A 23,767-nucleotide genomic window follows, 5' to 3' on the forward strand; every position below is an offset into this window, starting at 1 on the left:
TGGAAGGCTCATGATCATGCGACGACACACCCGGGTCTTACTCGCCGGCCTGGCCGTGCTCGCCCTGGCCCTCGCCGGCTGCTCCGGCGGCGGCAGCGGCGGCAGCACCGGCGGCAGCCGCGACGCGACCGTCCAGCTCTACCAGGCCCCGCGCGGCTTCAACCCGCTGCTGGCCTCGATCGGGCCGGACCACCTGATGGAGCAACTGCACTGGGACTCGCTCGTCTCGGCCGCCGCGGACAACACCTACGGCCCGCGGCTGGCCGAGAAGTGGGAGGTGAGCGAGGACGGCAAGACCTGGACGTTCCACCTCGTCAAGGGCGCCAAGTGGAGCGACGGGACGCCGTTCACCGCCCGTGACGTCGTGTTCACGTACAACCTCTACGCCAACCCCAAGAGCGGCAGCGGCTACGCCGGCAAGTTCGCCCCGGTCAACGGCGCCGCGGCGCTCAAGTCCGGCGCCGCGACCAGCGTGGCCGGCTTCCAGGCGCCGGACGACAACACCTTCGTCATCAAGCTCGACCAGCCCAACGTCGCGTTCCTCGACGAGCTCGTGCAGCCGATCATGTTCATCCTGCCGGAGCACATCGTCAGCAAGTTCCCGCTCGAAGGGCTGACCGACAACCCGTTCTTCCGCAACCCGACGGTCGGCCTCGGCCCCTACGTCTTCTCCCGGTGGGTCACGGCGGACCAGGTCGAGTTCAAGGCCAATCCGCAGTACCGCAAGAAGCTCGGCCTGGACCGCGTCTTCGCGCAGTACCTCACCACCGACGCGGCGATGGCCCAGCTGCAGACCGGCAAGCTCGACTACGCCCAGGTCGCTGCCCCGGACGCGAAGCGGATCGAGGGTCTCAAGGGCGTCAAGGTACAGCGCGCCGAGGGCCCGGGCATCTTCGCCCTGCACACCGCGCACGACTCCGGCAAGCTCGCGAACCCGCTGGTCCGCCAGGCGATCATGTACGCGATCGACCGTGACTCACTGGTCAAGCAGGTCCTCAACGGCGAGGGCAAGGTGGTCGACACGCTCGTGCACGGACCGGCGTGGGCGGTGCCGAGCGGCCTGACCCACTACGGCTACGACCCGGCGAAGGCCAAGCAGTTGCTGGCCCAGGCCGGCTGGAACGCCGGGACCGAGGTGCGCATCGAGCTCACGCCCGGCCAGCGCGACCGCGACACGGCCGCCACCATCATCGCCGCGCAGCTCAAAGAGGTCGGGATCAACGCCAAGGTGCAGAACTACCAGGCGGCGGACCTGTCCAAGGCGATCGGCAAGCGCGACTTCGACCTGCTCATCTCGGCGTACGGGCTGTTCACCATCGACCCGGCGTCGATGAACGCCCGGCTGTCGTGCGCCGCGGTCGGCGGCACCAACATCTCCGCCTACTGCAACAAGCAGCTCGACGAACTGCTGGCGAAGGGCATCGCGACCCGGGACCAGAGCCAGCGGCAGCAGATCTACGCCGACGCCCAGAAGATCGTCAACGAGCAGGTGCCGATCCTCGCGATGTACGTGCCGAACACGATCGCGGCCACCAGCGACCGGCTCAAGGGTTTCAAGCTCAACCCCTCGGTGGTGGACGCGTTCTGGAACGCCGCGGACTGGTCGGTGAGCTGACCCGGTCCCCGATGCACACAGCGGTGCCGCCGCGCCGGAATCGCGCGGCGGCACCGGCCCCGTTCGCAAGGAGAGTGAGTAGTTGGTCGCCTTCGTCGTCCGGCGCCTGCTGGTGTCCACGGTGGTGCTGATCGGCATCAGCGTGCTGCTGTTCGTCCTGCTGCAGCTCATGCCGGGCGATCCGGCCGAAATGATGATCGATCCGATGTCGTTCTCCGGCGACCGGGACGCGGCGATCGCGCTGCGGCGCCATCAGCTCGGCCTGGACTCCTCGCCGCCGGTGCAGTACGCCCACTGGGTCGCCGAGCTGCTGCACGGCAACCTCGGCTTCTCCTTCAGCAGCGGCCAGCCGGTCACCGAGGTCATGGCGGAGCGGCTCGGCCCGACGGTCTCCCTCATGGGCACCGCGCTGCTGATCTCGCTGCTCGTCGGCATCCCGATGGGCGTCGTGGCGGCCCTGCGGCGCAACAGCGCCGTCGACTACGGCACCACCGTCGTGAGCCTGCTGGCCATCTCGGTGCCGAGCTTCTTCGCCGCGCTGCTGGGCATCTACATCTTCGGCCTCAAGCTGCAGTGGTTCCCCACCAGCGGGATGAACTCGATCGGCGGCGGCGGGTTCGTCGACTCCCTGCACCACCTGGTGCTGCCGGCGTCGATCCTCGGCTTCGCGCTCGCCGGGCCCTACGTGCGCTACGCCCGGGCCGGCATGCTGGAGGTCCTCGGCCAGGACTACCTGACCACGGCCCGGTCCAAGGGGCTGTCCCCGCGCCGGGTGATCGGCCGGCACGCGCTGCACAACGCGCTGATCCCGCTCGTCACGGTGGTGGCCATCCAGATCCCGACACTGTTCGCCGGCGCCGTGGTCGTGGAGCAGATCTTCGCCTGGCCGGGCATGGGCCGCATGGCCCTGGACGCCGTCCTCGCCCGCGACTACCCGGTGCTGCTCGGGTTCGTGATGGCGGTCGCGATCCTCGTGCTGCTGTGCAACCTGCTCGCCGACCTGGCGTACGCGCTCATCGACCCCCGGATTCGGCTGTAGGAGGCCCGTACCGATGGCTACCACCGACATCCCGCCGGCCCTCCCGGCCGCCGCGCCCGCGGCCGCCGGGACTGTCTCCCCGGGACGGCTCGCCGCCCGCCGGTTCTTCCGGCACCGCCTCGCCGTGGCCGGGCTGGTCATGCTCGTCCTGTTCGCCTTCGCCGCGATCGTCCTGCCCTGGTTCCTCGGCACCGACCCCAACCAGGTCGTGCCGACCGCGATCCGCCGGCCGCCCGGCGACGGCCACCCGCTCGGCACCGACTCCGCCGGCCGCGACGTGCTCGCCCGGCTGCTCGTCGGCGGCCGGATCTCGCTGCTCGTCGGGCTCAGCTCGGCGCTGGTCGCGACGATCATCGGGCTCACGCTCGGCGCGGTCGCCGGCTACTTCGGCCGCTGGGTCGACGGCATCCTCAGCCGCTTCGCCGACGTCGTGCTCGCCTTCCCCAGCCTCATCGTCATCATCGTGGTGGCCGCGTTCGTCGGCCCGAGCCTGCCGATGCTCGTCCTGTCCATCGGTCTGTTCGGCTGGCCGACGCCGTTCCGGATCGTGCGCGGTCTGACCCTGTCGCTGCGCGAGCAGGACTCCCTCGTCGCGGTGGCCGGGCTCGGCGCCGGCCCGGCCCGCATCCTGCGCCGGCACGTGGTGCCCGTGGTGATCGCGCCGCTCACCGTCGTGGCCACCCTCGCCGTGGCCCAGGCGATCCTGCTGGAGGCCACCGTGTCCTTCCTCGGTCTGGGCGTGCCGCCCCCGACCGCGAGCTGGGGCAACATGCTCAACGACGCCCAGTCGCTGACCATCCTCGAGACGATGCCGTGGCTGTGGCTGCCGCCGGGCATCGCGATCGCCCTGACCGTGCTCGCCGTCAACTTCGTCGGCGACGGGCTGCGCGACGCCGCCGACCCCAGGAGAGGCCGATGAGCGGGGAGCCGCTGCTGCGGGTGACCGACCTGGTCACCGAGTTCCGCGTCCACGGCGGGGTGGTGCGCGCCGTCAACGGGGTCAGCTTCGACATCCATCCCGGCGAGACGGTCGGCATCGTCGGCGAGTCGGGCTCGGGCAAGAGCGTCACGGTCATGTCCGCGCTCGGCCTGCTGCCCTCGGCCGGCCGGGTCGTCGCCGGGCACGCCCACTTCGCCGGCCGGGACCTCGTCGCGATGCGCGATCGGGAGCTGCAGAAGGTGCGCGGCAAGGAGATCGGCCTAGTCTTCCAGGACCCGATGACCGCGCTCAACCCGGTGATGACCGTCGGCACCCAGGTCAGCGAGGGGTTGCGCCAGCACAACCCGGGCATGGGGCGGCGGGCGGCGGCCGAGCGCGCGGTCGAACTGCTCGCCGAGGTCGGCATCCCCAACCCGAAGAACCGGGCGAAGCAGTACCCCCACGAGTTCTCCGGCGGGATGCGGCAGCGGGCGATGATCGCCATCGCGATGGCCAACCGGCCCCGGCTCATCATCGCCGACGAGCCGACCACCGCCCTGGACGTCACGATCCAGGCGCAGATCCTCGACCTGCTCCGGCGCGTGCAGCAGGAGACGGGAGCCGCCCTCATGATGATCACCCACGATCTCGGGGTCATCGCGGAGATGACGCAGCGGGTCATCGTGATGTACGCCGGCCGCGTCGTGGAGACCGCCGACGTCGACGCCGCCTTCCACGACAGCCGCCACCCGTACACCCGGGCGCTGCTGCAGAGCCTGCCGAAGCTGTACCACCGCGTCGAGGAGTTGCCGGCGATCGGCGGGCAGCCGCCGAACCCGCAGCGGCTGCCGGACGGGTGCGCCTTCCGGCCCCGCTGCACCCGCAGCCACGGCCGCGAGGCCTGCCTCACCCGTCCGCAGCTCGTCGAGACCGGCCCCGAGCACAGCCCCGGTCATCAGGTCGCGTGCCATTTCCACGACGAGGCCGTGGAGGTGGAGGCGTGAGCGCCCCCCTGCTGTCCGTGGACGGCCTGGTGAAGCACTTCCCGATCCGCGGCGGCGTGCTGCAGCGCCGGCGCGGCACCGTGCACGCGGTCAACGGTGTCTCGTTCGCCGTCGAGGCCGGGCAGACCCTGGCCCTGGTCGGCGAGTCCGGCTGCGGCAAGTCGACCGTCGGCCGCACGATCATGCGCTTCCACGCCCCGACCGCAGGGCGGGTCACGTTCGACGGGCGGGACCTGGGAGGGCTCGGGACCGGGGCGCTGCGGGCCGTGCGGCGCGACCTGCAGTACGTGTTCCAGGACCCGTACGCGTCGCTGCCGGCCCGGATGCCGGTGGGCGAGATCGTCGCGGAGCCGCTGGCCATCCACGGCATCGGCGACCGCAACCGCCGCCGGCACCGGGTACTGGAGCTCTTCGACCTCGTCGGGCTGCCGGCCGAGGCGATCACGCGGTACCCGCACGAGTTCTCCGGCGGCCAGCGCCAGCGCGTCGGCATCGCTCGCGCGCTCGCTCTGGAGCCGAAGCTGCTCATCCTCGACGAGCCGGTCTCCGCGCTCGACGTGTCCATCCAGGCCCAGGTCGTCAACCTGCTGGCCCGGCTGCAGCGCGAGCTCGGCGTCGCGTACCTGTTCATCGCCCACGACCTCGCGGTGGTGCGCCACCTCGCGCACCGCGTCGCGGTGATGTACCTCGGCCACATCGTCGAGTACGGCGACGCCGACACGGTCTTCACCCGCCCGTCCCACCCGTACACGCAGGCGCTGCTGTCCGCCGTGCCGGTCCCGGACCCGCGGCTGCGCGACCCCGGCCGGCGCCGGCTGCTCACCGGCGACGTGCCCAACCCGGCCGACCCGCCGAGCGGCTGCCCGTTCCGCACCCGCTGCTGGAAGGCCGAGGACCGCTGCGCGTCGCAGCGCCCGCTCCTGCAGATCCGTACCCCGTCCGGGGCGTCCTCGGCGTGCCACTTCGCCGAGGAGGAGGCGGTGGTGACCCCATGACCGCGCAATGGAGCAGCGAGCGACTGACGGCCGGTGATGGCGGTCCGGGTGTCACCGTCCACGAGCTGGACAGCGGCCGCGACGGGCCGTCGGTGCTGGTGCTCGGCGGCGTGCACGGCAACGAGGTCGGCGGGATCGTCGGCGCCGGACGGCTCACCACCGGCCCGCTGGACCTGCGGGCCGGGCGGCTGCGGGTGGTGCCGGTGACGCACGAGGCGGCCTTCGAGGCCGACAGCCGCACCGGGCCCGCGGACGGCGGCAACCTGGCCCGGTCGTTCCCCGGCGACCCGGCCGGCACCCCGACGCAGCGGCTCGCCGCGCTCGTCGGCGACCGGCTCATCCGCGGCAGCGACGTGCTCGTCGACCTGCACACCTCGACCCCGGCGACCGACATGCCGTTCTTCGCCGGCGGCCTCGACGACGGCGGACCGGCCGCGACGACGGGCGTCGAGCTCGCCGTCGCGTTCGGCGCGGGCATCGTGTGGACGCACGGCAGCCTCGGCCCCGGCCGGACCCTGACCCTGGCGCGGGAGCTCGGCATCCCGGCGATCTACGTCGAGTCGCCCAGCGGCGGCGTGCTGGACCGGGCCCGGCTGGACGGCTACACCGGCGGCGTACGCAACGTCCTCGCACACCTCGGCATGCTCGCCGCCGACGCCCCGCCCGTCCGGCCGGGCCTGTGGCTGCACGGTGACGGCGACACCGACAGCTTCACCGTCACACCGGTCGCGGGCCTGTTCCTGCCCGAGGTCGCGCTCCTCGACCGGGTCGAGCGCGGCCAGCGGGTCGGCAGCGTGCTCGACCCGCGCGGCCGCGAGCTCGCCGTCGTCGCCGCGCCCGAGGCGGGGCACGTGGCCACGCTGCAGCGCTCCGCGGTCGTCGCCGCGGGCACGCCGGTCGTCGGCGTCGCCCCGGCCCGCCCGCCGGTGCTCGGTCGGCCGTCCGATGCCGTCTACGCGCGGGCGGTGCTGGGATGATCGGGGTCGCCGTCCTCGGCTCCGGCGCGATCGCCGCCGACCACGTGTCCGCCTTTGCCCGGATCGGCGGCGTCGAGGTCACCCACGTCGTCGGCACCGACCTCGGCCGGGCCCGGCGGATCGCCGCCCTCGCGCCCGGCTGCCGGGCCGGCACCGACCTCGGCGACGCGCTCGCCGACCCGGCGGTCACCGGCGTCATCGTCTGCGGCCGCACCGGCGACCACCCCGCCCGGGCCCTGGCCGCCATCGCCGCCGGCAAGCACGTCGTCATCGAGAAGCCCCCGGCGCGCCGCCTCGCCGCCTTCGACGCCGTCATCGCCGCGGCCCGCACGGCCGGCGTGCGGGTGATGGTCGGCCAGACGACCCGGTTCCAGCCCGCCGTGCGCACCCTGGCCGCCGCGGCCGCCGCCGGCGAGGTCGGCACCCCGCGCCTGCTGCACCTGGCCTGGTACGTCGGCCACGTCTGGCCCGGCGGCTGGAACAGCTGGCAGCTGGACCCGGCTGCGTCCGGCGGGCACCTCGTCCACAACGGCATGCACCCGCTCGACCTCGCCATCGCTCTGCTCGGCGCCCGGCCGGAGCGGGTCTTCACCCGTGGCTGGTGCACCCACGCGCCCGGCATGCCGACGCCGGACAGCTTCCACGTCACGGTCCGCTTCGCGGGCGGCGCCGTGGCCCTCGCCGAGCTGTCGTACGGCCTGCGCCGCCCCGGCGAGATGCTGCGCCGTATGACGCTCACCGGCGAGACCGGCACCCTCACTCACCACACCGCCGCCGACGCGGCCCTCGGCGGCACGCCCTTCACTCCCCCGCCCGCCTCGGTCGCCGACGCGCTCTACCACCAGGCCGTCCACACCGCGGACGTCTTCGCCGGCCGCGCCGCGCCGCTCATCACCCTCGACCAGTCCCGGGCCGCGCTCGCCACCGCCCTGGCCGCCCAGCGCTCCCTGGAGGCCGGCGCCCCGATGGAGGTGACGCTGGATGCCTGACCCGATGCCGGATCGCGCCGAGGCGCTCGCCGCCGCGCTCGGACGCGTCCGCGCCGACGTGACGCCCGCCCTCGCCCCGCCCGTCCGCCGTGCCCGCGCGTGGGTCGACGCGGGCCACCTCGGCCTTCCGCGCAGCGTGAACGTCGAGTGCCTGAACGGCACCCTCGGCGACGCCGTCGACCTGGCCCGCGCCCTCACCGGCTGCGAGCCGATCGAGGTGTACGCCGAGGGCACCGCCACCGGCCTCGTCGCCTCGCTGCTGATGACCCACGGCGTCGTCGCCTCCCTCGTGGTGGCCGACGCGCCCGGCCTGTCCTCGATCACGGCGCGCCTGATCGGCTCCCACGCCCACACCGAGATCGACCTCGCCGCCCCGGCCGTGCGCCGCCACGGCCCGGACGGCATGCGCCTGCTGCCCATCGGGGCCGCGCCCGCCGAGACGGCCGCCGGCGGCTCCCCGGACTACACCCTGCACGACGCGGCGATCGCCGCCGACACGACCGCCGCGGCCCACCAGTCGATCGCGACCGGGCAGCCGGTCGCCGTGCCGCAGGAGGCACCCCATGACGAACACCGTCAACGACCTGGTCAACCTCGATGACTATGAGACCCGCGCCCGGGAGCTGCTGGACCCGGCCGCGTACGACTACATCGCCGGCGGCGCCGACGCCGAGGTGAGCCTGGGCCTGCCGCGCCGGGCGCTCGACGCGATCCGGCTCCGGCCGCGCGTCATGACCGATATCACGACCTGCGACCCGTCCACCACGGTGCTCGGCCACCCGGTGCCGGCCCCGATCCTCGTCGCACCCTCCGGCGACCACGGCATCGCGCACCCCGACGGGGAACTGGCCACCGCCCGCGGCGCCGCGGACACCGGCACCGTCATGGTGGTCAGCTCCGGCTCCACGTACCCCCTCGAGGAGATCGCCGCCGCGGCCCCAGGACCGCGCTGGATGCACCTGCCCCTGCTGCGCGACCGCGACCTCGCCGTGCAGCTGCTGCGGCGGGCGGAGACCTCGGGGTACAGCGCCATCTGCCTCACCGTCGATCACAAGGTGATGGCGAAGCGGGAGCGCAACATCCGCAACCGCTGGTCGACCCCGCCCTCGCCGAACTTCCCGGCCGCCGCCGTCCCGCGCGCCGAGTGGGACGTCACCGGCGCCGCGATGCGCAAACGCTTCGACGGCCTGCTGGACCGCTCCGCGACCTGGTCCTACGTGTCCTGGCTGGCGGAGCGCACGTCGCTGCCGGTGGTCGCCAAGGGCGTCCTCGCCGGCGCGGACGCGACCCTGGCGGTCGCCGCCGGCGCGGCCGCCGTCATCGTCTCCGACCACGGCGGCCGGCAGCTGGACACCGCCGTGCCGCCGATCGAGGCGCTGCCGGAGGTGGTCGCCGCCGTCGGCGACCGCGCCGAGGTCTACGTCGACGGCGGGTTCCGCCGCGGCACGGACGTGCTCAAGGCGCTGGCGCTGGGCGCACGGGCGGTGCTGATCGGCCGGCCCGTCCTGTGGGGCCTGGCCGTGGACGGTCCGGCGGGGGTCAGCGCGGTACTGCTGATGCTGCGCGACGAGTTGGAGACCGCGATGGCCATGTGCGGCGCGGCCGGCCTCGCCGGCGTCACGAAGGAGCTGGTGCGATGAGCATCGGGGTCGGGGTCGTCGGATCCGGGTTCATGGGGCGCACCTGGTCGGCGGTGGCCGCCACCTGCCTGCCGGGCGCGCGGCTGGCCGGGGTCGCGGGCGGGACGCGGGCGCCGGAGGTGGCGGTCGAGTTCGGGTGCCGGCTCTTTCCCGCGGTACCGCAGCTGCTGGCGGATCCCGCGGTCGACGTCGTCGTCGTGGCCAGCCCGCCGGCCGCGCACCGCGACCAGGTCGTCGCCGCCGCCCGAGCGGGCAAGCACGTGCTGGTCGAGAAGCCGATGGCGCAGGATCCGCGGGAGTGCGCCGAGATGGTGGCGGCCTGCGACGAGGCCGGCGTGCGGCTGGCGGTGGTGTCGCAGCAGCGGTTCCGGCACGTGCCCGCCACCGCCCGGCGGCTCGTCGAGGAGGGCGCGATCGGGCGCGTGACGATGCTGCGGGCACTCGGCCCCGAGGTCGGCTTCTGGGACACCGCCAAGACGCGCGACGCGTGGAAGCTCGACCCGGCGCAGCAGACCGCCTACGCCTCCTGGGGCGCGCACGCCTGCGACCTGCTGCGCTGGCTCAGCGGCGCCGAGGCGGAGGTGGTGTTCGCGCTGTTCGGGGAGTTCTCGTCCCAGCCGCCGCCGATGCGCAGCGCGATGGTGACCTACGGCCTGACCGGCGGCGCGATGGCCCAGGTGTGGATGAGCTACGACATCCCGCCGCCGGGACTGGGCGGCGGCCTGCAGTTCCTCGTCGTCGGCGAGACGGGGATGATCGAGTTCGACGCGTACGGCGCCCTGCGCCTGGCCCGCGACGGGTCGTGGAGCACGGTGACCCGCCAGCCGGACTTCGACGCGACGAACCCGCGCGATCCGGTCCGGCTCGGTGCGTACGCCGCGCAGCTCGGCGACCTGCTCGAGGCGGTCGAGCAGGGCCGTCCGCCGGCGGTGACGGGTTCGGACGGCCTGCTGACCACGCGAATGCTCTACGGCGCCGAGCGGTCCGCTCAGCGCGGCGCGAGCGTCTCGTTGAGGAACGTCAGCGTGTCGGACTCCTGAAAGACCTCGCCGCCCTCGTGCCCGTTGTACGGCCACACGCAGATGTCTTTCGGCCCCGCGTAGTGGTTGTACGCGGCGAACACGGTCGAGGGCGGGCAGACGTCGTCCATGAGCCCGACCCCGAACTGGCCGGGCGCCGTGGCCCGCGCGGCGAAGTTGACGCCGTCGAAGTAGCTCAGCGTCTCGAAGACCCGTTCGAGGTCGGTGCGGCGGGCCTTGAGGTACTGGGCGATCTCCGCGTACGGCGTCTTGTCGGTGATCTCGGTGGCCCGCCGATAGTGGCACAGGAACGGCACGTCGGCGACGATGGCGGCGACGTCGGGGACGAGTGCGCCGGCGGCCAGCGCGAGCCCGCCGCCCTGGCTGCGCCCGTAGACGGCGACCCGCTGCCGGTCGACGCCAGGGTGGGCGCGGACGGCCTCGACGGCGCGGGCGGCGTCGGTCATGATGCGCCGGTAGTAGTACCGCTCCGGGTCGTCGATGCCGCGGGTCATGAAGCCGGGGTACTGCCCGGTCTGCGGTGCCGGGTCGGGGTCGGGCGTGACGCCGGGCCGCCACGCCGAGCCCTGCCCGCGGCTGTCCATGACGAGGTGGGCGAAGCCGGCCGCGCTCATGAACAGCCGCTGGTGGGCGAGGCTGCGCCCGCTGCCGTAGCCGACGTACTCGACGACGGCCGGGACGGGTCCGTCGATGTGCCGGGGCATCAGCAGCCATGCCGCGACCCGCTCCCCGTTCCAGCCGGCGAAGCGCACGTCGAACACATCGACGGTCCGCAGCCCCGAGTCGGCGGCGGCGAACTCGGCGGCGATGTCGTGCCGCCGTGCCTCGGCGAGCGTCCGCGCCCAGAACTCGTCGAAGTCCGACGGCTCGACCCGGTCGGGCCGGTACTCGCGCAGCTCGCTCAGCGGCATGTCGAACATGACCATCGCCAGACCTCGTTCCACTAGCTGAAACGCTCTTTCCATTTCTGTCTGCGATCTTGCCGCCCGCGCTGATGGCGCGTCAAGGGGCGGCCCACTCGCCGCGAGTGTTGAGCGCGGCCCCGGCCTGCAGGGTTCCAAACCCCGTCACTGTGGTTGATCTGGACAGATGCAGCGCTCCGCCATGCCGTCGAGCTGGATCCACTGCCCGCCGAGCTGGCGGCGCAGCACGGTGAGTTGGTGCCGCCGCGCAGTCACCAACGGCGAGAGCAAGCAGGCCGCGGGAGACCCGACAACCAAGATCGCACTCGTCTGGTGGAATACCCGCCGACCAGCACGGACGCACTTGTCGGCAGGTGCAGGGTCAGCCCCTCGGCGAAGGTGGCGTGGGCGCTGGGTGGCTGGGCGTTCAGGCTGGTTGTGCGTCACGCGTTGGCGCGCACTGCCGCTCCTCTGGTCTGGGTGCTGCCGGCGTGCTGCAGCAGTGTGATCAGCACGTCTTTGCCTGATTGCCGCTGCCGGGCGTCGCAGAGGATGATCGGCACGTCGGTCTCGAGGTTCAGCGCCTGCTTGATCTCGTGCAGCTCGTAGGTAGGGGCGCCCTCGAAGCAGTTCACCGCGATGACGAAGGGTGTGCCGCGCTGCTCGAAGTAGTCCACCGACGGGAAGCAGTCGGCGAGCCGGCGGGTGTCGGCCAGCACGACCGCGCCCGTCGCGCCCAGCGCGAGCTCGTCCCAGATGAACCAGAACCGGTCCTGGCCCGGCGTGCCGAACACGTACAGCACGAGTTGCTCGTTGATGGTGATTCGACCGAAGTCCAGCGCCACCGTCGTGGTCGACTTCGCCTCCACGCCGCTGAGGCTGTCAACGCCGGTGCTCGCCTCGGTGAGGACCTCCTCGGTGCGGAGCGGGCCGGTCTCGCTCACCGCACCGACCATCGTGGTCTTGCCGACGCCGAACCCGCCCGCGATGAGGATCTTGATCGCAGTGGGTACCCCGTCAGAGTGCCCGTAGGCCATTGATCGCCGCCTCTATGATGTCGATGTCGGGACGAGTCCCGGCTGGCTCAGAAACCTGGACAAGGAATCGGTCGAGCAGGTCGCCGAGCATGACGCGGATGGTGCCGAGCGGCAGGTCGAGATAGGCGGCCAGCTCGGACACCGACGTCGGCTGCTGGCACAGCCTGATAATCGACAGGTGCTCGGGCTCCAGCCCGACCTCGGGCGCCGTCGTGGTTACCATGGCCGTGACCAGAGCGATGCGGTCAAACGTGCCCCGCACCGGTTGGGTCCGTCCACGGGTCATCGCATATGGGCGCACGACCGGGCCGGCGTAGTCGTCGACCCACGTCTCCACTGGTTCTTCGGGGGCGCTCATCGTGACGCGTCACCCCACCTTTCCGGCCGGATCGTCTGTTCGCGGTGGCGAGCCGAGGTACTTCCCGACGCGGGTGACGAGCATCGCCATCTCGTAGGCGATGACGCCCAGGTCGCCGTTCGCCGCCGCGAGGACCGCCAGGCACGAGCCGTCACCCGCCGCCGTGACCAGCAGTGAGGACTCCTGCATCTCGACGATCGTCTGCTGCAGGGGCCCGCCGTTGAACCGCTTGCCCGCGGCCCGGGCCAGGCTCTGGATGCCCGCCGCGATCGCGCACAGATGCTCCGCGTCGTCCTGGCCGAGCGCTTGCGATGATGCCTTGAGCAGGCCGTCCACCGACAGCACGATCGCGTGCTCCGCGTGGTCGATCCGCGTCACGAAGTCGTCTAATAGCCAGGTCAGGTCGGCGTTCGCCGCCGTCTTCAGAACCACAGGTTTCCCCTTGTGTCATGCCCGCGGTGGGCGAGTTCGGTCCGCGTCGGTCTGTTCACGTCGTCGGCTGTTCGTCGTTGCCGTCAGACGCAGCGCGGGTCGGAAGGGGTGTAGGTGGGTCGATGTCGCCGGCCGAGTGGCGGGGCGCGTCGGCGCGGCCCAGGCGGCTGCCCTGTTGGTAGGAGGAGATCCGGCTGAGCACCTGCTCGGGCGACCGCAGCGGCTCCTTCGCCGGCGCCGGCCCGTCTGCGATGGGGTCGCTGTCCCGCAGCCCTGCCGCGAGGTTTGCCTGGCGCATCCGAACAGGCAGGCCACCCTGGGTGAACGTGCCCCCCGGGTCGGCGGAGGCTCCCGGCTGGGCACCGTTCCTAGCGGCGGGCGGCTCCTGCGGTTCCGGCATCGGCATCACGCTCATCGCCGCGGCGAGGTCCAGACCGCGCACTGGGGGCGGCTCGGCAAGAGCGACCGACCTGCGTTCACTCGTTGGCGGTACGAAGGCAACATCAGATCCCTCCAGTTGGTGCGTACCACTGACCGCCGCCGATGCGCGCGGGCTCGACGCCGGGATGCCGCTGGCCTCGCCGTCGACGGTGCCCTCGCCCAGCAGGTGCTTCGGGATCAGCACGACGGCCGTCGTCCCGCCGTACGCCGACTCCTTGAGCTGGACCCGGATCCCGTGCCGCTCGGCGAGCCGGCTCACCACGAACAGCCCCAGCCGCGCGGCGCTGCTCAGGGTGAACTCGGGGTGGCTGGCGATGCGCTGGTTCAGCTCGGCGAGCTCGTCGGGCGCGATGCCCAGGCCCCGGTCCTCGACCTCCAGCACGTAGCCGGCGCCGACCAGCTGGCCCTTGATGTGGACCTCGGTGTGCGGCGGCGAGAACGACAGCGCGTTCTCGACCAGTTCGGCGAGCAGGTGGATCACGTCGCTGACCGCCCGGCCGGCCAGCTCGACCGGTCCGAACGGGTACACCGTGACCCGCGCGTAGTCCTCGACCTCCGCGATGGCGCCGCGGACGATGTCGACCATCGGGACTGTGCGCCGCCAGACGCGGCCCGGGCTCGACCCGGCCAGCACGATGAGGTTCTCCGCGTTGCGCCGCATACGGGTGGCGAGGTGGTCTACGCGGAACAGCTCGTCGAGCTTGACCGCGTCGCCCTCCCGCCGCTCCATGCCGTCGAGCAGGGTGAGCTGGCGGTGGACCAGCGACTGAGACCGGCGGGCGATACTCAGGAAGACGTCACGGACGCTGCGGCGCAGGTCGGCCTGCTCGACCGCGGCATGGATCGCGGTCTCCTGCACCGCGTTGAACGCATGACCCACTTGGCCGATCTCGTCGTCGCCGAACTCCAGCGGCGGCGCCTCGGCCTTGACGTCGACCACCTCGCCGCGGCTGAGACGGTCCACCACGCTCGGCAGACGCTCATCGGCGAGCCCCCGCGCCGCGTCGCGCAGACGCTCCAACTGCCGCACGATCCGGCGGGCGGTGGTGATTGAGACGATGATCGACGCGATGACCGTAGCGAGCCCGAGGCCGGCAGCGAGCACCAGACGGATGAGGACCCAGACCGCGACTGGCGTGGAGCGCGCCACGATGTCCTTACCGCCGGTCACCACGACGTCGTGCAGGTCAGCCAGGGCGGGGTCGACCACGGCGCGCCATTCGTCGTTGCTCGTCGGCGGCTTGACGCCCGCCCGTGTGTCGGCAATGACGCGGTCCTCCACGGCGCGGAACGCCGTGAAGTTCTTGCCGCTGACCATCTGGCTGTACCGGGCCTGGTCAGCGCTTGAGAGTCTGGCCGTGGTATCGCTGGCGAGGAACCGTTGCGCGCCGACGATTTTGACGAATTGCGCGTGATCGTCGGCCGTCATACGGCCGGCGGCGATGGAGCCGGTCAATAGGGCGTCTTCTTGGGAGATCAGCTCCCAGGTCCGGTTGAGCTGGATCAGTGCGGCTGCGTCGTCGGCGATGTCCTTGTCGTCCAAGCCGCCCAGCGAGTCGTAGACCTCGAAGAGGGAGTCGACCAGCTCGGTGAACGCGGTCGACGCCGCAGCACGGTCAATAGTGCGTGCGTCGATCGAGGCTCGCACAGTGGCCAGTCCGTCCAGGCCGGCGATGACCTTGTCGACTGCCCGTTGCAGCTCCGCATCCCCCGATGGGTTGGCCTGCCAGCTCTGCACCGAGGTCTTGAACGCTGCGCCGGCCTGCTCGGTCTGCTGCCGTCCGGCGGCCAGGGCCTGGCGCTGTTGGTCGCCGGGGGCGCCGAGATAGGCCGTGGAGAGCCGACGCTCGGACTGCAGGTCTCTCAGCAGGGGTTCGCTCGGCTGGTAGATGCCACTGTTGTGGGCCTGAACCCAGAACAGGTTCAAACCCTCTCGCAGGGTCACCCAGGCCGCGAACGCCCACAGGGCAGCCAGCGAAACCAGTAGCGCAGTAATTTTCGCACGCAAATTCGTACTGCGAGAACGCATTACACCATCCACCGCGGGCACGGAAAGCAAGAAAGTCATCGGCTAATTTACAAAAAGTTAATCATGTTGCAAACTTGCGACCTTGTAGACATCGGGCACCGTAACAGCGATAAACGGCTCCCTCAAGCTTGGCTGGTCAGCCGCTGTTTGTTGCTACCGGCGCAGGGCACTACCAAACGCCACCGAGATTGATCTTGCGCTGGGTCGAGTACAGCGCGGCGAGCACCGCGGCGCGGACGATCGCCGTGGGCAGATAGAGTTCCTTGCCGTACCACAGTGGGGGGTCGGCCTGCCGGTCGAAGGCCTCTGCGAGAAACGCGTAACCCTGCCCCACGGCCTCGCCGATCGCGCGGCGTGCGGGATTGCCCGTGGTCAGCAGCACCTGCATGGCGTACGCCGTTTCCTCCGCGGTGCCGGACCACCGGCCCCACGACCCGTCGGGCCGCTGCGTCGCCAGGACCCAGTCCACGGCCGCGGCGACCGCCTCGACCGCCGCTGGCCCGCGGCCGAACTGATCGAGCGCGACCGCGCAGCAGACCGTCGCGTAGTACGGCGAGGCGTGCCACCGGTCGCGCCACGATCCGTCCGCCTGCTGCTCACCCGGCAGTGTTGCCGACAGCTTGTCCAGCACCGCGAGATGGCGCGGTGACGCATCGGCCCAATTGATCATGTGCTGCCCGAAAGCATCCAGTACATGGGCATTGGTGGTGACTGAGAAGCCGTCCTCACCCGGCCAGGTGCAAAAGCCGGCCTCCGTCTCGAACGCCCACAGGCTGTCCGGAGCAACCAGCCGGCCGAGCTTGCCGAGCGCGTACAGCGTCACCGAGCTGGTGTCTGCGTCGGCGGGCAGTCCAGCGCCGGCAGCGATGCCGGACGGCTCCACGGTCGCGGAAAGCTCGTCGAGCAACGCCAGCGGCACGGTGAGCGGCACACCGGCGCGCGCCAGCGAACTGAGCACCCAGGCGCGCTCGAACACCGTGATCGGGACCGGGCACGGTACCGGCCCGTCGTGCCAGCCGGCGACGTCTTCCAGGAACTCCCTCGCCGGCCCTGCCGATTCCGCCGCTGCCGGACCTCCGAGCCACGCAGCGGTGGCCGCCGGCGAGGCGCCGACCGCGCCCGGCGATCCGGGGCGCATGCTGGGCGCGCCTTGCACCCCGGTCCCCAGTACCTCCAGGAAATGCCGCAGCTTTGCCGGCAGTTGGGCCCCGGCCGCCAGCTGCTGCCGGACCGCGGCGAGGCGTCTCGCGTTCATGCCCGGGGGCAGGCCAAGGCGGCGATCGCCCGAGCACGCGTCCAGTCCCCTGATCGGCGCGTCGCGGACCTCGTCAAGGTGCTCGTTGATGGAGGCGACAAGGGCCGGCACGATGACGTCGATCGCCGGGGTGTCCGGAACGGAGAGCGCGCCGTGCTGCAGCCAGCCGAACAGTGCCCGCAACCCTCGATCGGCCGCGCCAGCCAACTCCGCCTCGCTGGCACCGCTTGGTGCACCAGCGTCACGGCGGCGAAGCGTATGGAGCAGGGCCTCGGTCGCGCTCAATGTCGGGACGAGCGCGTACGCCTCCGGAGGCCCCCAGCCACCGTCCGGCCGCTGGTTGTCCAGCAGGTACCGCACCCGCCGGTCGTGCCCGGTCAGCCATGAAGCTGCGGTCACGAGTCGTGCGGTCTCATACACCGATGGGCCGACCTGTCCCCAGGGTTTGGCCGTCAGCTGGGCGATCAGGTCGTGCGCCGAGACAGCGATATCGATGTCCGTCATCGCGCGCGGCGTTACGCGCTGGTCGGCGTCCTCGATCGTCATGTGCCACCCCAGAAATCTGTGACCTGGTAGAAGCCGCTGGTGAACCCGATCTGTCGCGCCAGATAGACGGCTTGCTGGGGACAGGTCGGCTCCAATGGGCGCAGCAGGTCATGGCAGCGCTCAACGAGCATGGTGATCCGCCGGGACACGTCGGCGTGGTCGGTGAGCATGAGAGCGTTGAGGTCCCCCCAGACCGCATCGCGTTCGTGTGTGGCCAGGTCGTTGACGAGGCGCAGCACGCGCTGCGCCTCGCGGCCGGCCATGGTGAGCTCGCCGAGCTGTTCCAGGCAGGACCGGTCACCGGTGAACAGCCAGTGCGAGACGTTGACGAACGACAGTCCGGTGTTGTCGGCGTTGTCGAGGTACTCGTCGAATGTCGGCCCGGCCGTCCCGCCGGCGAGGGCGGACTTCCACTCCCATTCCTGGGCCATGGCCGCCAACATCCGTTCGACCTCCTCGCGCCAGCGCTGACGCCCGGTCCGGAACGAGGGTGCCGCCGCCAAGGCGTCCCGGATCTCGCCCAGGAACCGCCCGAGCGGGCTGGCGGCCGTAGGTACGGCGCCGTCCGCGACGGCGCGGCAATCGGCGACGATGGAGGCCACCTCGTCCCGCGATGTCGCCTGGGAGTCGATCAACCAGTCCGCCGCGAAGACCCACAGCGACGCCCGGTTGGCGACCCGCAGCTGCTCGACCGTGCACCACGGCGCGCCGAACGCGGTGGCATGAGCGACAGCGCTGAATAGGGTCGGGTCGAACGGCTTGGCCGCGAACAGTTCGTGGTGCGCGGCGGCGCGCTCCTGCAGATCACGCTGGCCGGCGGCCGCCAGTGCGCAGATCCTGCCGTGCTCCGAGCCCACCAGGATTTCGTCGTGGCTGGTGAGCGGTGTGCGCATCCGCACTCCTCAGCGCGCGCGGGAACGGTCGACTGGTACCAGCGTCAACTGTGCGCTCTGCTGTGGCCGGAGCGAGGCACCCATCCGCGGGGTGAGGTCGGCGGCGCCGCGCAACCGGATCCGGAACCGGCTCAGGAGGGTGGCAATGATCAGTGGCGCTTCCAGCAGGAACAGGTACTGGCCCAGACACTGGTGCGGGCCGCCGCCGAAGGGGAAGTACGAGTACCGGTGCTGACGCCGTGGCGCGGTGGGAGCGAACCGCTCCGGATCGAAGATCTCCGGATCCTCCCAGAACGCCGCCATCCGTTGGGTGACGTACGGGCTGACGAGGATCGTCGCGCCGCTCGGGATCCGCGTTCGGCCCAGGGTCTCGCTCGCCACGGCCGTGCGCGGGATCATCCAGCCGGCCGGGTACATGCGCAGGAGCTCGTCCAGAACCATCCGGGTGTACTGAAGCTCAGCTACGTGCGATCGCTGGATCTGGCCTGCGCCGACCACCCGGTCGATCTCGCCGTTGAGCCGGGTCGCCACGTCGGGATACCGCTCGAGCACCGGCCACAACCAGGACAGCACCGCGATGGTGGTCTCGGTCGACGTCGAGATCATCGCCACGACGTCATCGCGGATCTGCCGCTCAGAGATCTCCTGACCGTCGACGCTGCGCGGCCGGCACAAGGTGGAAATGATGTCCTGGCTGTCGCTCGGCTGGCGCATGGTCTCGCGGATGATCGGGAGCACCACGTCGTCGATGGTCTGGACAGCGTCGCGGAACGCGCGATCGCCCGGCATCGGAATCGCGTAGGGCATGAACGGCACAAGCAGCCGAGGCACCATCGCCGTCGCGATCGTGCCCAATGCGGCGACAACCCGCACCGCGTCCGGAACGGAGATCTTGTCGGCGAAGAGCACCCGCATCGTGGCTTGACAGACGATCCGGGACAGTGCGTCGTTGGCGTCGACCGCCTGTCCCGTCCTGGCCGGCTCGTCCAGCACGTCGACCGCCTCGCCGATCGCGGCGGCCATCCCGTCGACCAGCGTCTCAACCCGTTTCGCCGTGAACAGCGGTTGCAGGACCCCCCGGCTCGACTCCCACCGCGGCCCCTCCACGACGAGGATCGCCTCCCCGACCGCCCGGCGTACCGGCCGCCAGAGCAGGCCCTTGCCGTCACGCACGTAGTTGGCGGCGTTGTCCCGCAGCACGTGCTGCAGATGCTCGGGATGCGCCACCAGGTACGGACGGAACGTGCCGAAACTCAACCGCACGATCTCGCCGCCGGCCTCGTCAGCAAAGCCGACCAACGCGTCGAGAGGACTGCGGACAAGCCGTGGCAGCGCGCGGCGCAACGGCACGGAGTTGGCCGTGCCGACCCTGACGTCCTGAATGGCTGACAACAAACACCCCCAGCCGGGCTCGCGGAACCCGGGTGTTCAAGCAGTACGCACGTTCTGGTTCGCCGCAATGATCTCACCCCAGCCCGCTGCGGTACTAGGAGAAATGTCATATGTATACATATTCCTCTGCTTTATGAGTTCTCACACGACCGGTGGCGCAGCGTAATCAGCGGTGGTTACCGCGAGTTCGCAGTTCCAGGCGGCAGGCCCGACCCCCATGTGGCGGCGTGCGAACCTCGCGGGTCGCCTCAGGCAACCAGGCACGGACTCATCCGGGGAGCATCGATGGCGCGGCCGAGGCGGCGGTTTGTGAAGCCGCAGTGGAAGACGAGGCGGACCTCGGTGGCGGGGACCAGGTTGAGCAGCACGCCCTCGGCTGCCGCCGTTTGACGTCACCGAACCGCGCGGCTGGAACACTGCCGCCGCGACGGTCACCGACCCTTGGCGGAACCGGGCTGCGTCGTTCCCGGCACTGACGCGGACGCCGGCGAGCCCTCGCCAGCGCGCCGACCAGAGCCGCACAAGCGTGCCGCACCGGGTGTACCAAGGGCCGAACCGATCGGCGCGGAACGCTCGGCCGCCCATTCGCACGGCGGACGATGCGAACCGGCGGCTGCAGGTGTCACACGGCGCCGAGGTGCTCCTGCGCTGTCGTGTCGGCCTGGCGCGCGGCGGGCAGCCGGAACCCGCTGACCGCATCGCGTAGCCCGGTGGCCATCCCGGCCAGATCCGCCGCGGCTGCCTGCGTGTCGGCCGCCGCGGTGCTCGTCGCGTCAGACGCCTGCCGCACGCGGGCGATGCGGTTCCTGGCCTCGGCAGTGCCGTCGCTCGCCCGCCCGGCATCACCGCGGATCTGATCCCGGATACCAGCCTGCTCATCCACAGCCGCAGTGATGGCATGCTGCGACGCGGCGATGCGTTCGATCGTGCCCGCGACCAACGCGAGCGCGTCGGCCGCGCCGGCGCTGTCGCGCTGGATCGCGGCCAAGCGCTGGCCGATGACCTCGGTAGCCTGCGCGGTCTGGTTCGCCAACTCCTTGACCTCCCCGGCGACGACCGCGAAGCCTTTGCCCTGCTCCCCGGCCCGAGCCGCCTCAATGGTGGCGTTGAGCGCGAGAAGGTTCGTCTGCTCGGCAATCGCGGTGATAACCCGGGCTACCTCACCGATCCGCGCCGAGGACTCCCCGAGCTCGGTGATCGTGGCGGTCACCCGTTCCGCGTGCGTGACAGCCTCGCCGACGATTCCGGTGGCGTCCTGCGCGCTGCGGGTGATCTCCGCAATCGCCGACTGCAGCCGGTCGCTGCCCGCACCCACCGACCGCACCCCCTCGCTCACCTCATCCACGCGTTCCTGGGCGCTGCCGGCCTCAGCGGCGACGTGTGCGGCACGGTCGGTCAACGCGTCACTGACCGCCGTGAGCCGGCCCGAGGCGTGCTGCAGCCGCTCGGCCTCTCCGACCACGCGGTGCAGAACCGTGCCGACTCGATCGATCGTGCGGTTGACCGCCACGCCCATCTCGGCCAGATCGTCGCCGCCGCGCACCGGCAACACACCGGTGAAGTCACCGGCGGCGACCTGCTGCAGCATCCGCTTCGTGCGGGTCACCGACCCGCCGATCACCCGGGCCACGACCATCGTGGCCGCCGCCACCGTCACCACCGCCAGCACCGCGACCAGCAGGATACTGATCCGGGTCTGCCGCGACCGGTTCTGGGCAGCCGCGCTCTCCCGCCCAGCCGCCGCGTTGATCACCTCGCCCAGCCGATCACTGGCCTCGTCGAACGTCGCCCACTGCCCGTTGACCCGGTCCAGCATCGCCGCATCAACCACCCCACCGGCCTCAGCGATCGCGGACGCGGTGTCGAGCACCTGGTCGATCGCCGGCAAGAACGCCCTGCGCAGCTGCTCATCCGTCGCAGTGTCCACCCGCGCCGAGCGCAGCGCGTCGGCATGCTCACGCAGCTCACCCGCATGCTCGCGCAACTCGTCCAGCGCGGCCTGCCGCCCGGCCGCGTCGCCGCCACGGGCCAGAATGTTCGCATCCGCGTAGACCACAGCCACCGTGTGCTGCGCATCCAGCACCGCCGCCCGGGTCTCCGCCACCGACAACGCCGCCGCCGACTGCGTCGCCGCCCGCCCAGCCTGCACGAACCCGATTCCGCCGACCACCACCGTCGCCACGGCACCCAACGCCCCCAGCATCGCCAACCGACGACCGATGCTCCACCGCATGCTCGCTCCCCGCGCTCAGAGTCCACCCGCAGCATCGGCACCCGGCCGGGGAATCTGAACCTTCACCAGCGACAGATCTGCGGTGCTGACAGCAGACGGACCGACGGCGGGCATTGCGGCAAACGTCCTGATCAGTTTCGGCTACGAAGGCGTACCGCGTTGGTGCGCCTCGAGCGTGGCTCGCTTGATGAACATGCGATAGGAGCAACCGAAGCGATCCGCATTCCGCATCGGGTCGATGCGGAACTGATCGTCCGGGAGGTCCCACAGCAGCATGCCGAATTCATCGAACAAGCGCAGTGCGGCCACGTCCTTGACGTAGGAGAGCACGTCACCTTCGGCGAGCAGAAACCATTCGCCGAAGGTGACCATGCCGTCACCGCCCTGGTCCGATATCGTGCACACCGCGTTACTGCCGCCTGGACCTTCTCATGATATTGGCGTGGAGGGCGGAGGGTTGCTGGGCGCGGCGTTGGCTTCGACCGGCAAGCAGTTCGTCGTCCTCACCAACCACCGACTGATCTTCCTGTCGCAGACGTTCCTGGGTGGCCCCGGCAAGAACGTCCTCGGCGAGGTGCCCCGGGAACAGCTCGCGCTGGTCGAGGTCAAGATGGGAATCGTGAGCTTGCTGCGCCTGTCGTTCGGCACCCCGGGCGATGGTGTGGCGCTCAGCTTCCCGCGGGTGGACAAGAAGAACGCCGAGGCGCTCGCGGAAGCATTGCAACAGGCTCCGATCGCCTGACCATTGCATCCGTGCGTGCACCGCTGCTGCCGATCGCTTGCGCCGGTCGGCAGCAGCATTCGTGCCGCCCGGGCCCGGCGCCCGGCGGCATCTCGAGTGTCTTGTTCAGTTGTCGAGCGGAGGTGACCCCGCCGGCGACCGCGTTCCTCTCCGTCCAGGCAGGACAGTCCCGTTCGCCGCCCGGTACCGCGAGTACGCGGTCAACGAGTGCCGCCGCTACCTGCGCGGCTACTCCTGGGTCACGATCGTGCCGCGCGAGCTCAGTAGTCGTTGGCCGCCGATCATGCGCTCTGGTAGTGCACGGAGAAGCCGATGAGTGGCCTGTTCCGGGAGGCCGCTCAGTAACTATCTCTCGTCCCTCCGCTCTCGTCACCCGATCGCCCAGTAGCACGGTGTCCATGCCTACGGCCGTCTCGTGTGGTCCAGGCATGGCATGGGAACCTTGTGGGATGGAGGAGTCCGAGGGTGACAACGTCGACCGGGTCGGCGACGTCGATCCTGCAGTCCGCTCCCAGATCATGCTGGCTGAGTACGCAGCGCTCCAGGCCGAGATCGAACGGCGCGCGACCGCTCAATGGAGCGTCTTCGCCCTGCAGTTGGCGTCTGCGGGCGCGATTGCCAGCGTCGCGATCTCAGCGCCGTCGAATCTTGCGCTGTTGTTGCTCGTCCCGCTGTCGTCCTACCTTCTGGGCAGCCGGTACATCCTGCACGACTTCCATATCAAGCTGATTCGTCGATATCTTCGGGAATCACTGGCCGATCGGCTGGCGGGCCACATCCAGTGGGAGTCCTGGCGGACCACGGCGCTCGCCGCTCCCACCGCGCGCGGTTGGTTCAGCATTACCGGCTGGAACGTCGTGCATGCCACCCGGCTGGCGTTCGAGGGCGTCGGGTTCCTGGCACTCGTCGCCGCCGGGTTGTCCGCGGGCTATCACTGGTGGCGGACGCCGCCGCCGTGGCCGCTGACCGTCGGCTTCGTCGCGAGTTGGCTGCTCGGCGCGGCCGTTACCGTCCTGCTGCATCGGGCCTTTCAACGCGCATCGGACCTGTGACGACTCGACCAGGGCCGGCGCATCAACCCGGAACGCCGTTGCGCGCTGGGCAACGGCTGCAGCCGGCCGCGGCCGGTGGGCTGCTCGTACCGCACCGCGATGAGCTCGGTGCCGTACCGCGCGGCGAGCCCGTGTTCGCCCTCCTGCCGGCCCGCGCGATCCTGCTGCCGAAGCGCCGCCTGAGCCCGAAGCAGGTCGGCCTGATCGAGATCGCCGGCCACCGTCCTGCTCCTGGCC

At 71.1% G+C, this 23,767-nt stretch carries 23 protein-coding genes; 12 read left to right on the forward strand and 11 right to left on the reverse strand.

What is annotated here, in order from left to right; genetic code table 11:
• Positions 1-16 precede the first annotated feature (16 nt).
• The 10 genes from ACFY3L_RS50815 (at position 17) to ACFY3L_RS50860 (ending at position 10,218) form a co-directional block, all read left to right on the forward strand.
• Complete coding sequence (locus ACFY3L_RS50815) at positions 17-1,615, forward strand: ABC transporter substrate-binding protein (protein WP_389341875.1); 1,599 nt, start codon at positions 17-19, stop codon at positions 1,613-1,615.
• Positions 1,616-1,697: 82 nt separating this feature from the next.
• Positions 1,698-2,654, forward strand: a complete 957-nt coding sequence (locus ACFY3L_RS50820; RefSeq protein ID WP_389341878.1) for an ABC transporter permease — start codon at positions 1,698-1,700, stop codon at positions 2,652-2,654.
• Positions 2,655-2,667: 13 nt separating this feature from the next.
• The gene (locus tag ACFY3L_RS50825; protein ID WP_389341881.1) at positions 2,668-3,573 is read left to right on the forward strand and encodes an ABC transporter permease; all 906 of its coding nucleotides are present in this window, start codon (positions 2,668-2,670) and stop codon (positions 3,571-3,573) included.
• Positions 3,570-4,577 carry an ABC transporter ATP-binding protein gene (locus ACFY3L_RS50830; protein ID WP_389341884.1) on the forward strand — a complete coding sequence of 336 codons (1,008 nt, stop codon included), beginning with the start codon at positions 3,570-3,572 and terminating at the stop codon, positions 4,575-4,577. Before ACFY3L_RS50825 ends, ACFY3L_RS50830 begins: the two co-directional genes overlap by 4 nt.
• Positions 4,574-5,572 carry an ABC transporter ATP-binding protein gene (locus ACFY3L_RS50835; protein ID WP_389341887.1) on the forward strand — a complete coding sequence of 333 codons (999 nt, stop codon included), beginning with the start codon at positions 4,574-4,576 and terminating at the stop codon, positions 5,570-5,572. Before ACFY3L_RS50830 ends, ACFY3L_RS50835 begins: the two co-directional genes overlap by 4 nt.
• Positions 5,569-6,549: a succinylglutamate desuccinylase/aspartoacylase family protein gene (locus ACFY3L_RS50840; RefSeq protein WP_389341890.1), complete on the forward strand. Its 981-nt coding sequence runs from the start codon at positions 5,569-5,571 to the stop codon at positions 6,547-6,549. The genes ACFY3L_RS50835 and ACFY3L_RS50840 overlap by 4 nt, the downstream gene beginning before the upstream one ends.
• The gene (locus ACFY3L_RS50845; protein WP_389341893.1) at positions 6,546-7,538 is read left to right on the forward strand and encodes a Gfo/Idh/MocA family protein; all 993 of its coding nucleotides are present in this window, start codon (positions 6,546-6,548) and stop codon (positions 7,536-7,538) included. Before ACFY3L_RS50840 ends, ACFY3L_RS50845 begins: the two co-directional genes overlap by 4 nt.
• Positions 7,531-8,139 (forward strand): hypothetical protein, encoded by a 609-nt coding sequence (locus ACFY3L_RS50850; RefSeq protein ID WP_389341896.1) that lies wholly within the window; start codon positions 7,531-7,533, stop codon positions 8,137-8,139. Before ACFY3L_RS50845 ends, ACFY3L_RS50850 begins: the two co-directional genes overlap by 8 nt.
• The gene (locus ACFY3L_RS50855; RefSeq protein ID WP_389341899.1) at positions 8,102-9,178 is read left to right on the forward strand and encodes an alpha-hydroxy acid oxidase; all 1,077 of its coding nucleotides are present in this window, start codon (positions 8,102-8,104) and stop codon (positions 9,176-9,178) included. The genes ACFY3L_RS50850 and ACFY3L_RS50855 overlap by 38 nt, the downstream gene beginning before the upstream one ends.
• Positions 9,175-10,218 (forward strand): Gfo/Idh/MocA family protein, encoded by a 1,044-nt coding sequence (locus ACFY3L_RS50860; RefSeq protein WP_389341902.1) that lies wholly within the window; start codon positions 9,175-9,177, stop codon positions 10,216-10,218. Before ACFY3L_RS50855 ends, ACFY3L_RS50860 begins: the two co-directional genes overlap by 4 nt.
• Here ACFY3L_RS50860 and ACFY3L_RS50865 read toward each other — a convergent pair.
• The 10 genes from ACFY3L_RS50865 to ACFY3L_RS50910 form a co-directional block, all read right to left on the reverse strand.
• On the reverse strand, positions 10,167-11,144 hold the full coding sequence (locus ACFY3L_RS50865) for an acetylxylan esterase (RefSeq protein ID WP_389341905.1): 978 nt from the start codon (positions 11,142-11,144) through the stop codon (positions 10,167-10,169). The two genes, ACFY3L_RS50860 and ACFY3L_RS50865, sit on opposite strands and share 52 nt — an antisense overlap.
• Before the next feature lie 419 nt (positions 11,145-11,563).
• Positions 11,564-12,157 carry an ATP/GTP-binding protein gene (locus tag ACFY3L_RS50870; protein WP_389341908.1) on the reverse strand — a complete coding sequence of 198 codons (594 nt, stop codon included), beginning with the start codon at positions 12,155-12,157 and terminating at the stop codon, positions 11,564-11,566.
• Complete coding sequence (locus ACFY3L_RS50875) at positions 12,138-12,515, reverse strand: DUF742 domain-containing protein (protein ID WP_389341911.1); 378 nt, start codon at positions 12,513-12,515, stop codon at positions 12,138-12,140. Before ACFY3L_RS50875 ends, ACFY3L_RS50870 begins: the two co-directional genes overlap by 20 nt.
• Before the next feature lie 9 nt (positions 12,516-12,524).
• Positions 12,525-12,947, reverse strand: coding sequence for a roadblock/LC7 domain-containing protein (locus ACFY3L_RS50880; protein WP_389341914.1), 423 nt, complete (start codon positions 12,945-12,947; stop codon positions 12,525-12,527).
• Between the two features lie 55 nt (positions 12,948-13,002).
• Entirely contained in the window at positions 13,003-15,417 is a 2,415-nt protein-coding gene (locus ACFY3L_RS50885) for a nitrate- and nitrite sensing domain-containing protein (protein ID WP_389342018.1), read from the reverse strand.
• A 169-nt stretch (positions 15,418-15,586) separates the two neighbouring features.
• Positions 15,587-17,218: a prenyltransferase/squalene oxidase repeat-containing protein gene (locus ACFY3L_RS50890; RefSeq protein ID WP_389341917.1), complete on the reverse strand. Its 1,632-nt coding sequence runs from the start codon at positions 17,216-17,218 to the stop codon at positions 15,587-15,589.
• Complete coding sequence (locus ACFY3L_RS50895; protein WP_389341920.1) at positions 17,215-18,111, reverse strand: terpene synthase family protein; 897 nt, start codon at positions 18,109-18,111, stop codon at positions 17,215-17,217. The genes ACFY3L_RS50890 and ACFY3L_RS50895 overlap by 4 nt, the downstream gene beginning before the upstream one ends.
• A gap of 9 nt (positions 18,112-18,120) precedes the next feature.
• Positions 18,121-19,461: a cytochrome P450 gene (locus ACFY3L_RS50900; protein ID WP_389341923.1), complete on the reverse strand. Its 1,341-nt coding sequence runs from the start codon at positions 19,459-19,461 to the stop codon at positions 18,121-18,123.
• A 664-nt stretch (positions 19,462-20,125) separates the two neighbouring features.
• Entirely contained in the window at positions 20,126-21,736 is a 1,611-nt protein-coding gene (locus ACFY3L_RS50905) for a methyl-accepting chemotaxis protein (RefSeq protein ID WP_389341926.1), read from the reverse strand.
• 141 nt (positions 21,737-21,877) lie between these two features.
• A complete protein-coding gene (locus ACFY3L_RS50910; RefSeq protein WP_389341929.1) occupies positions 21,878-22,108 on the reverse strand; it encodes a hypothetical protein in 231 nt (76 codons plus the stop codon).
• Positions 22,109-22,178: 70 nt separating this feature from the next.
• Between ACFY3L_RS50910 and ACFY3L_RS50915 the strand changes: the two genes are divergently transcribed.
• A complete protein-coding gene (locus ACFY3L_RS50915) occupies positions 22,179-22,478 on the forward strand; it encodes a hypothetical protein (RefSeq protein ID WP_389341932.1) in 300 nt (99 codons plus the stop codon).
• 449 nt (positions 22,479-22,927) lie between these two features.
• Positions 22,928-23,530, forward strand: coding sequence for a hypothetical protein (locus ACFY3L_RS50920; RefSeq protein ID WP_389341935.1), 603 nt, complete (start codon positions 22,928-22,930; stop codon positions 23,528-23,530).
• Here the strand turns inward: ACFY3L_RS50920 and ACFY3L_RS50925 are convergent.
• A complete protein-coding gene (locus ACFY3L_RS50925; protein ID WP_389341938.1) occupies positions 23,509-23,751 on the reverse strand; it encodes a hypothetical protein in 243 nt (80 codons plus the stop codon). The two genes, ACFY3L_RS50920 and ACFY3L_RS50925, sit on opposite strands and share 22 nt — an antisense overlap.
• Between the last annotated feature and the right edge of the window lie 16 nt (positions 23,752-23,767).

The organism is Dactylosporangium sp. NPDC000521, assembly GCF_042898305.1.
Taxonomy (GTDB): domain Bacteria; phylum Actinomycetota; class Actinomycetes; order Mycobacteriales; family Micromonosporaceae; genus Dactylosporangium.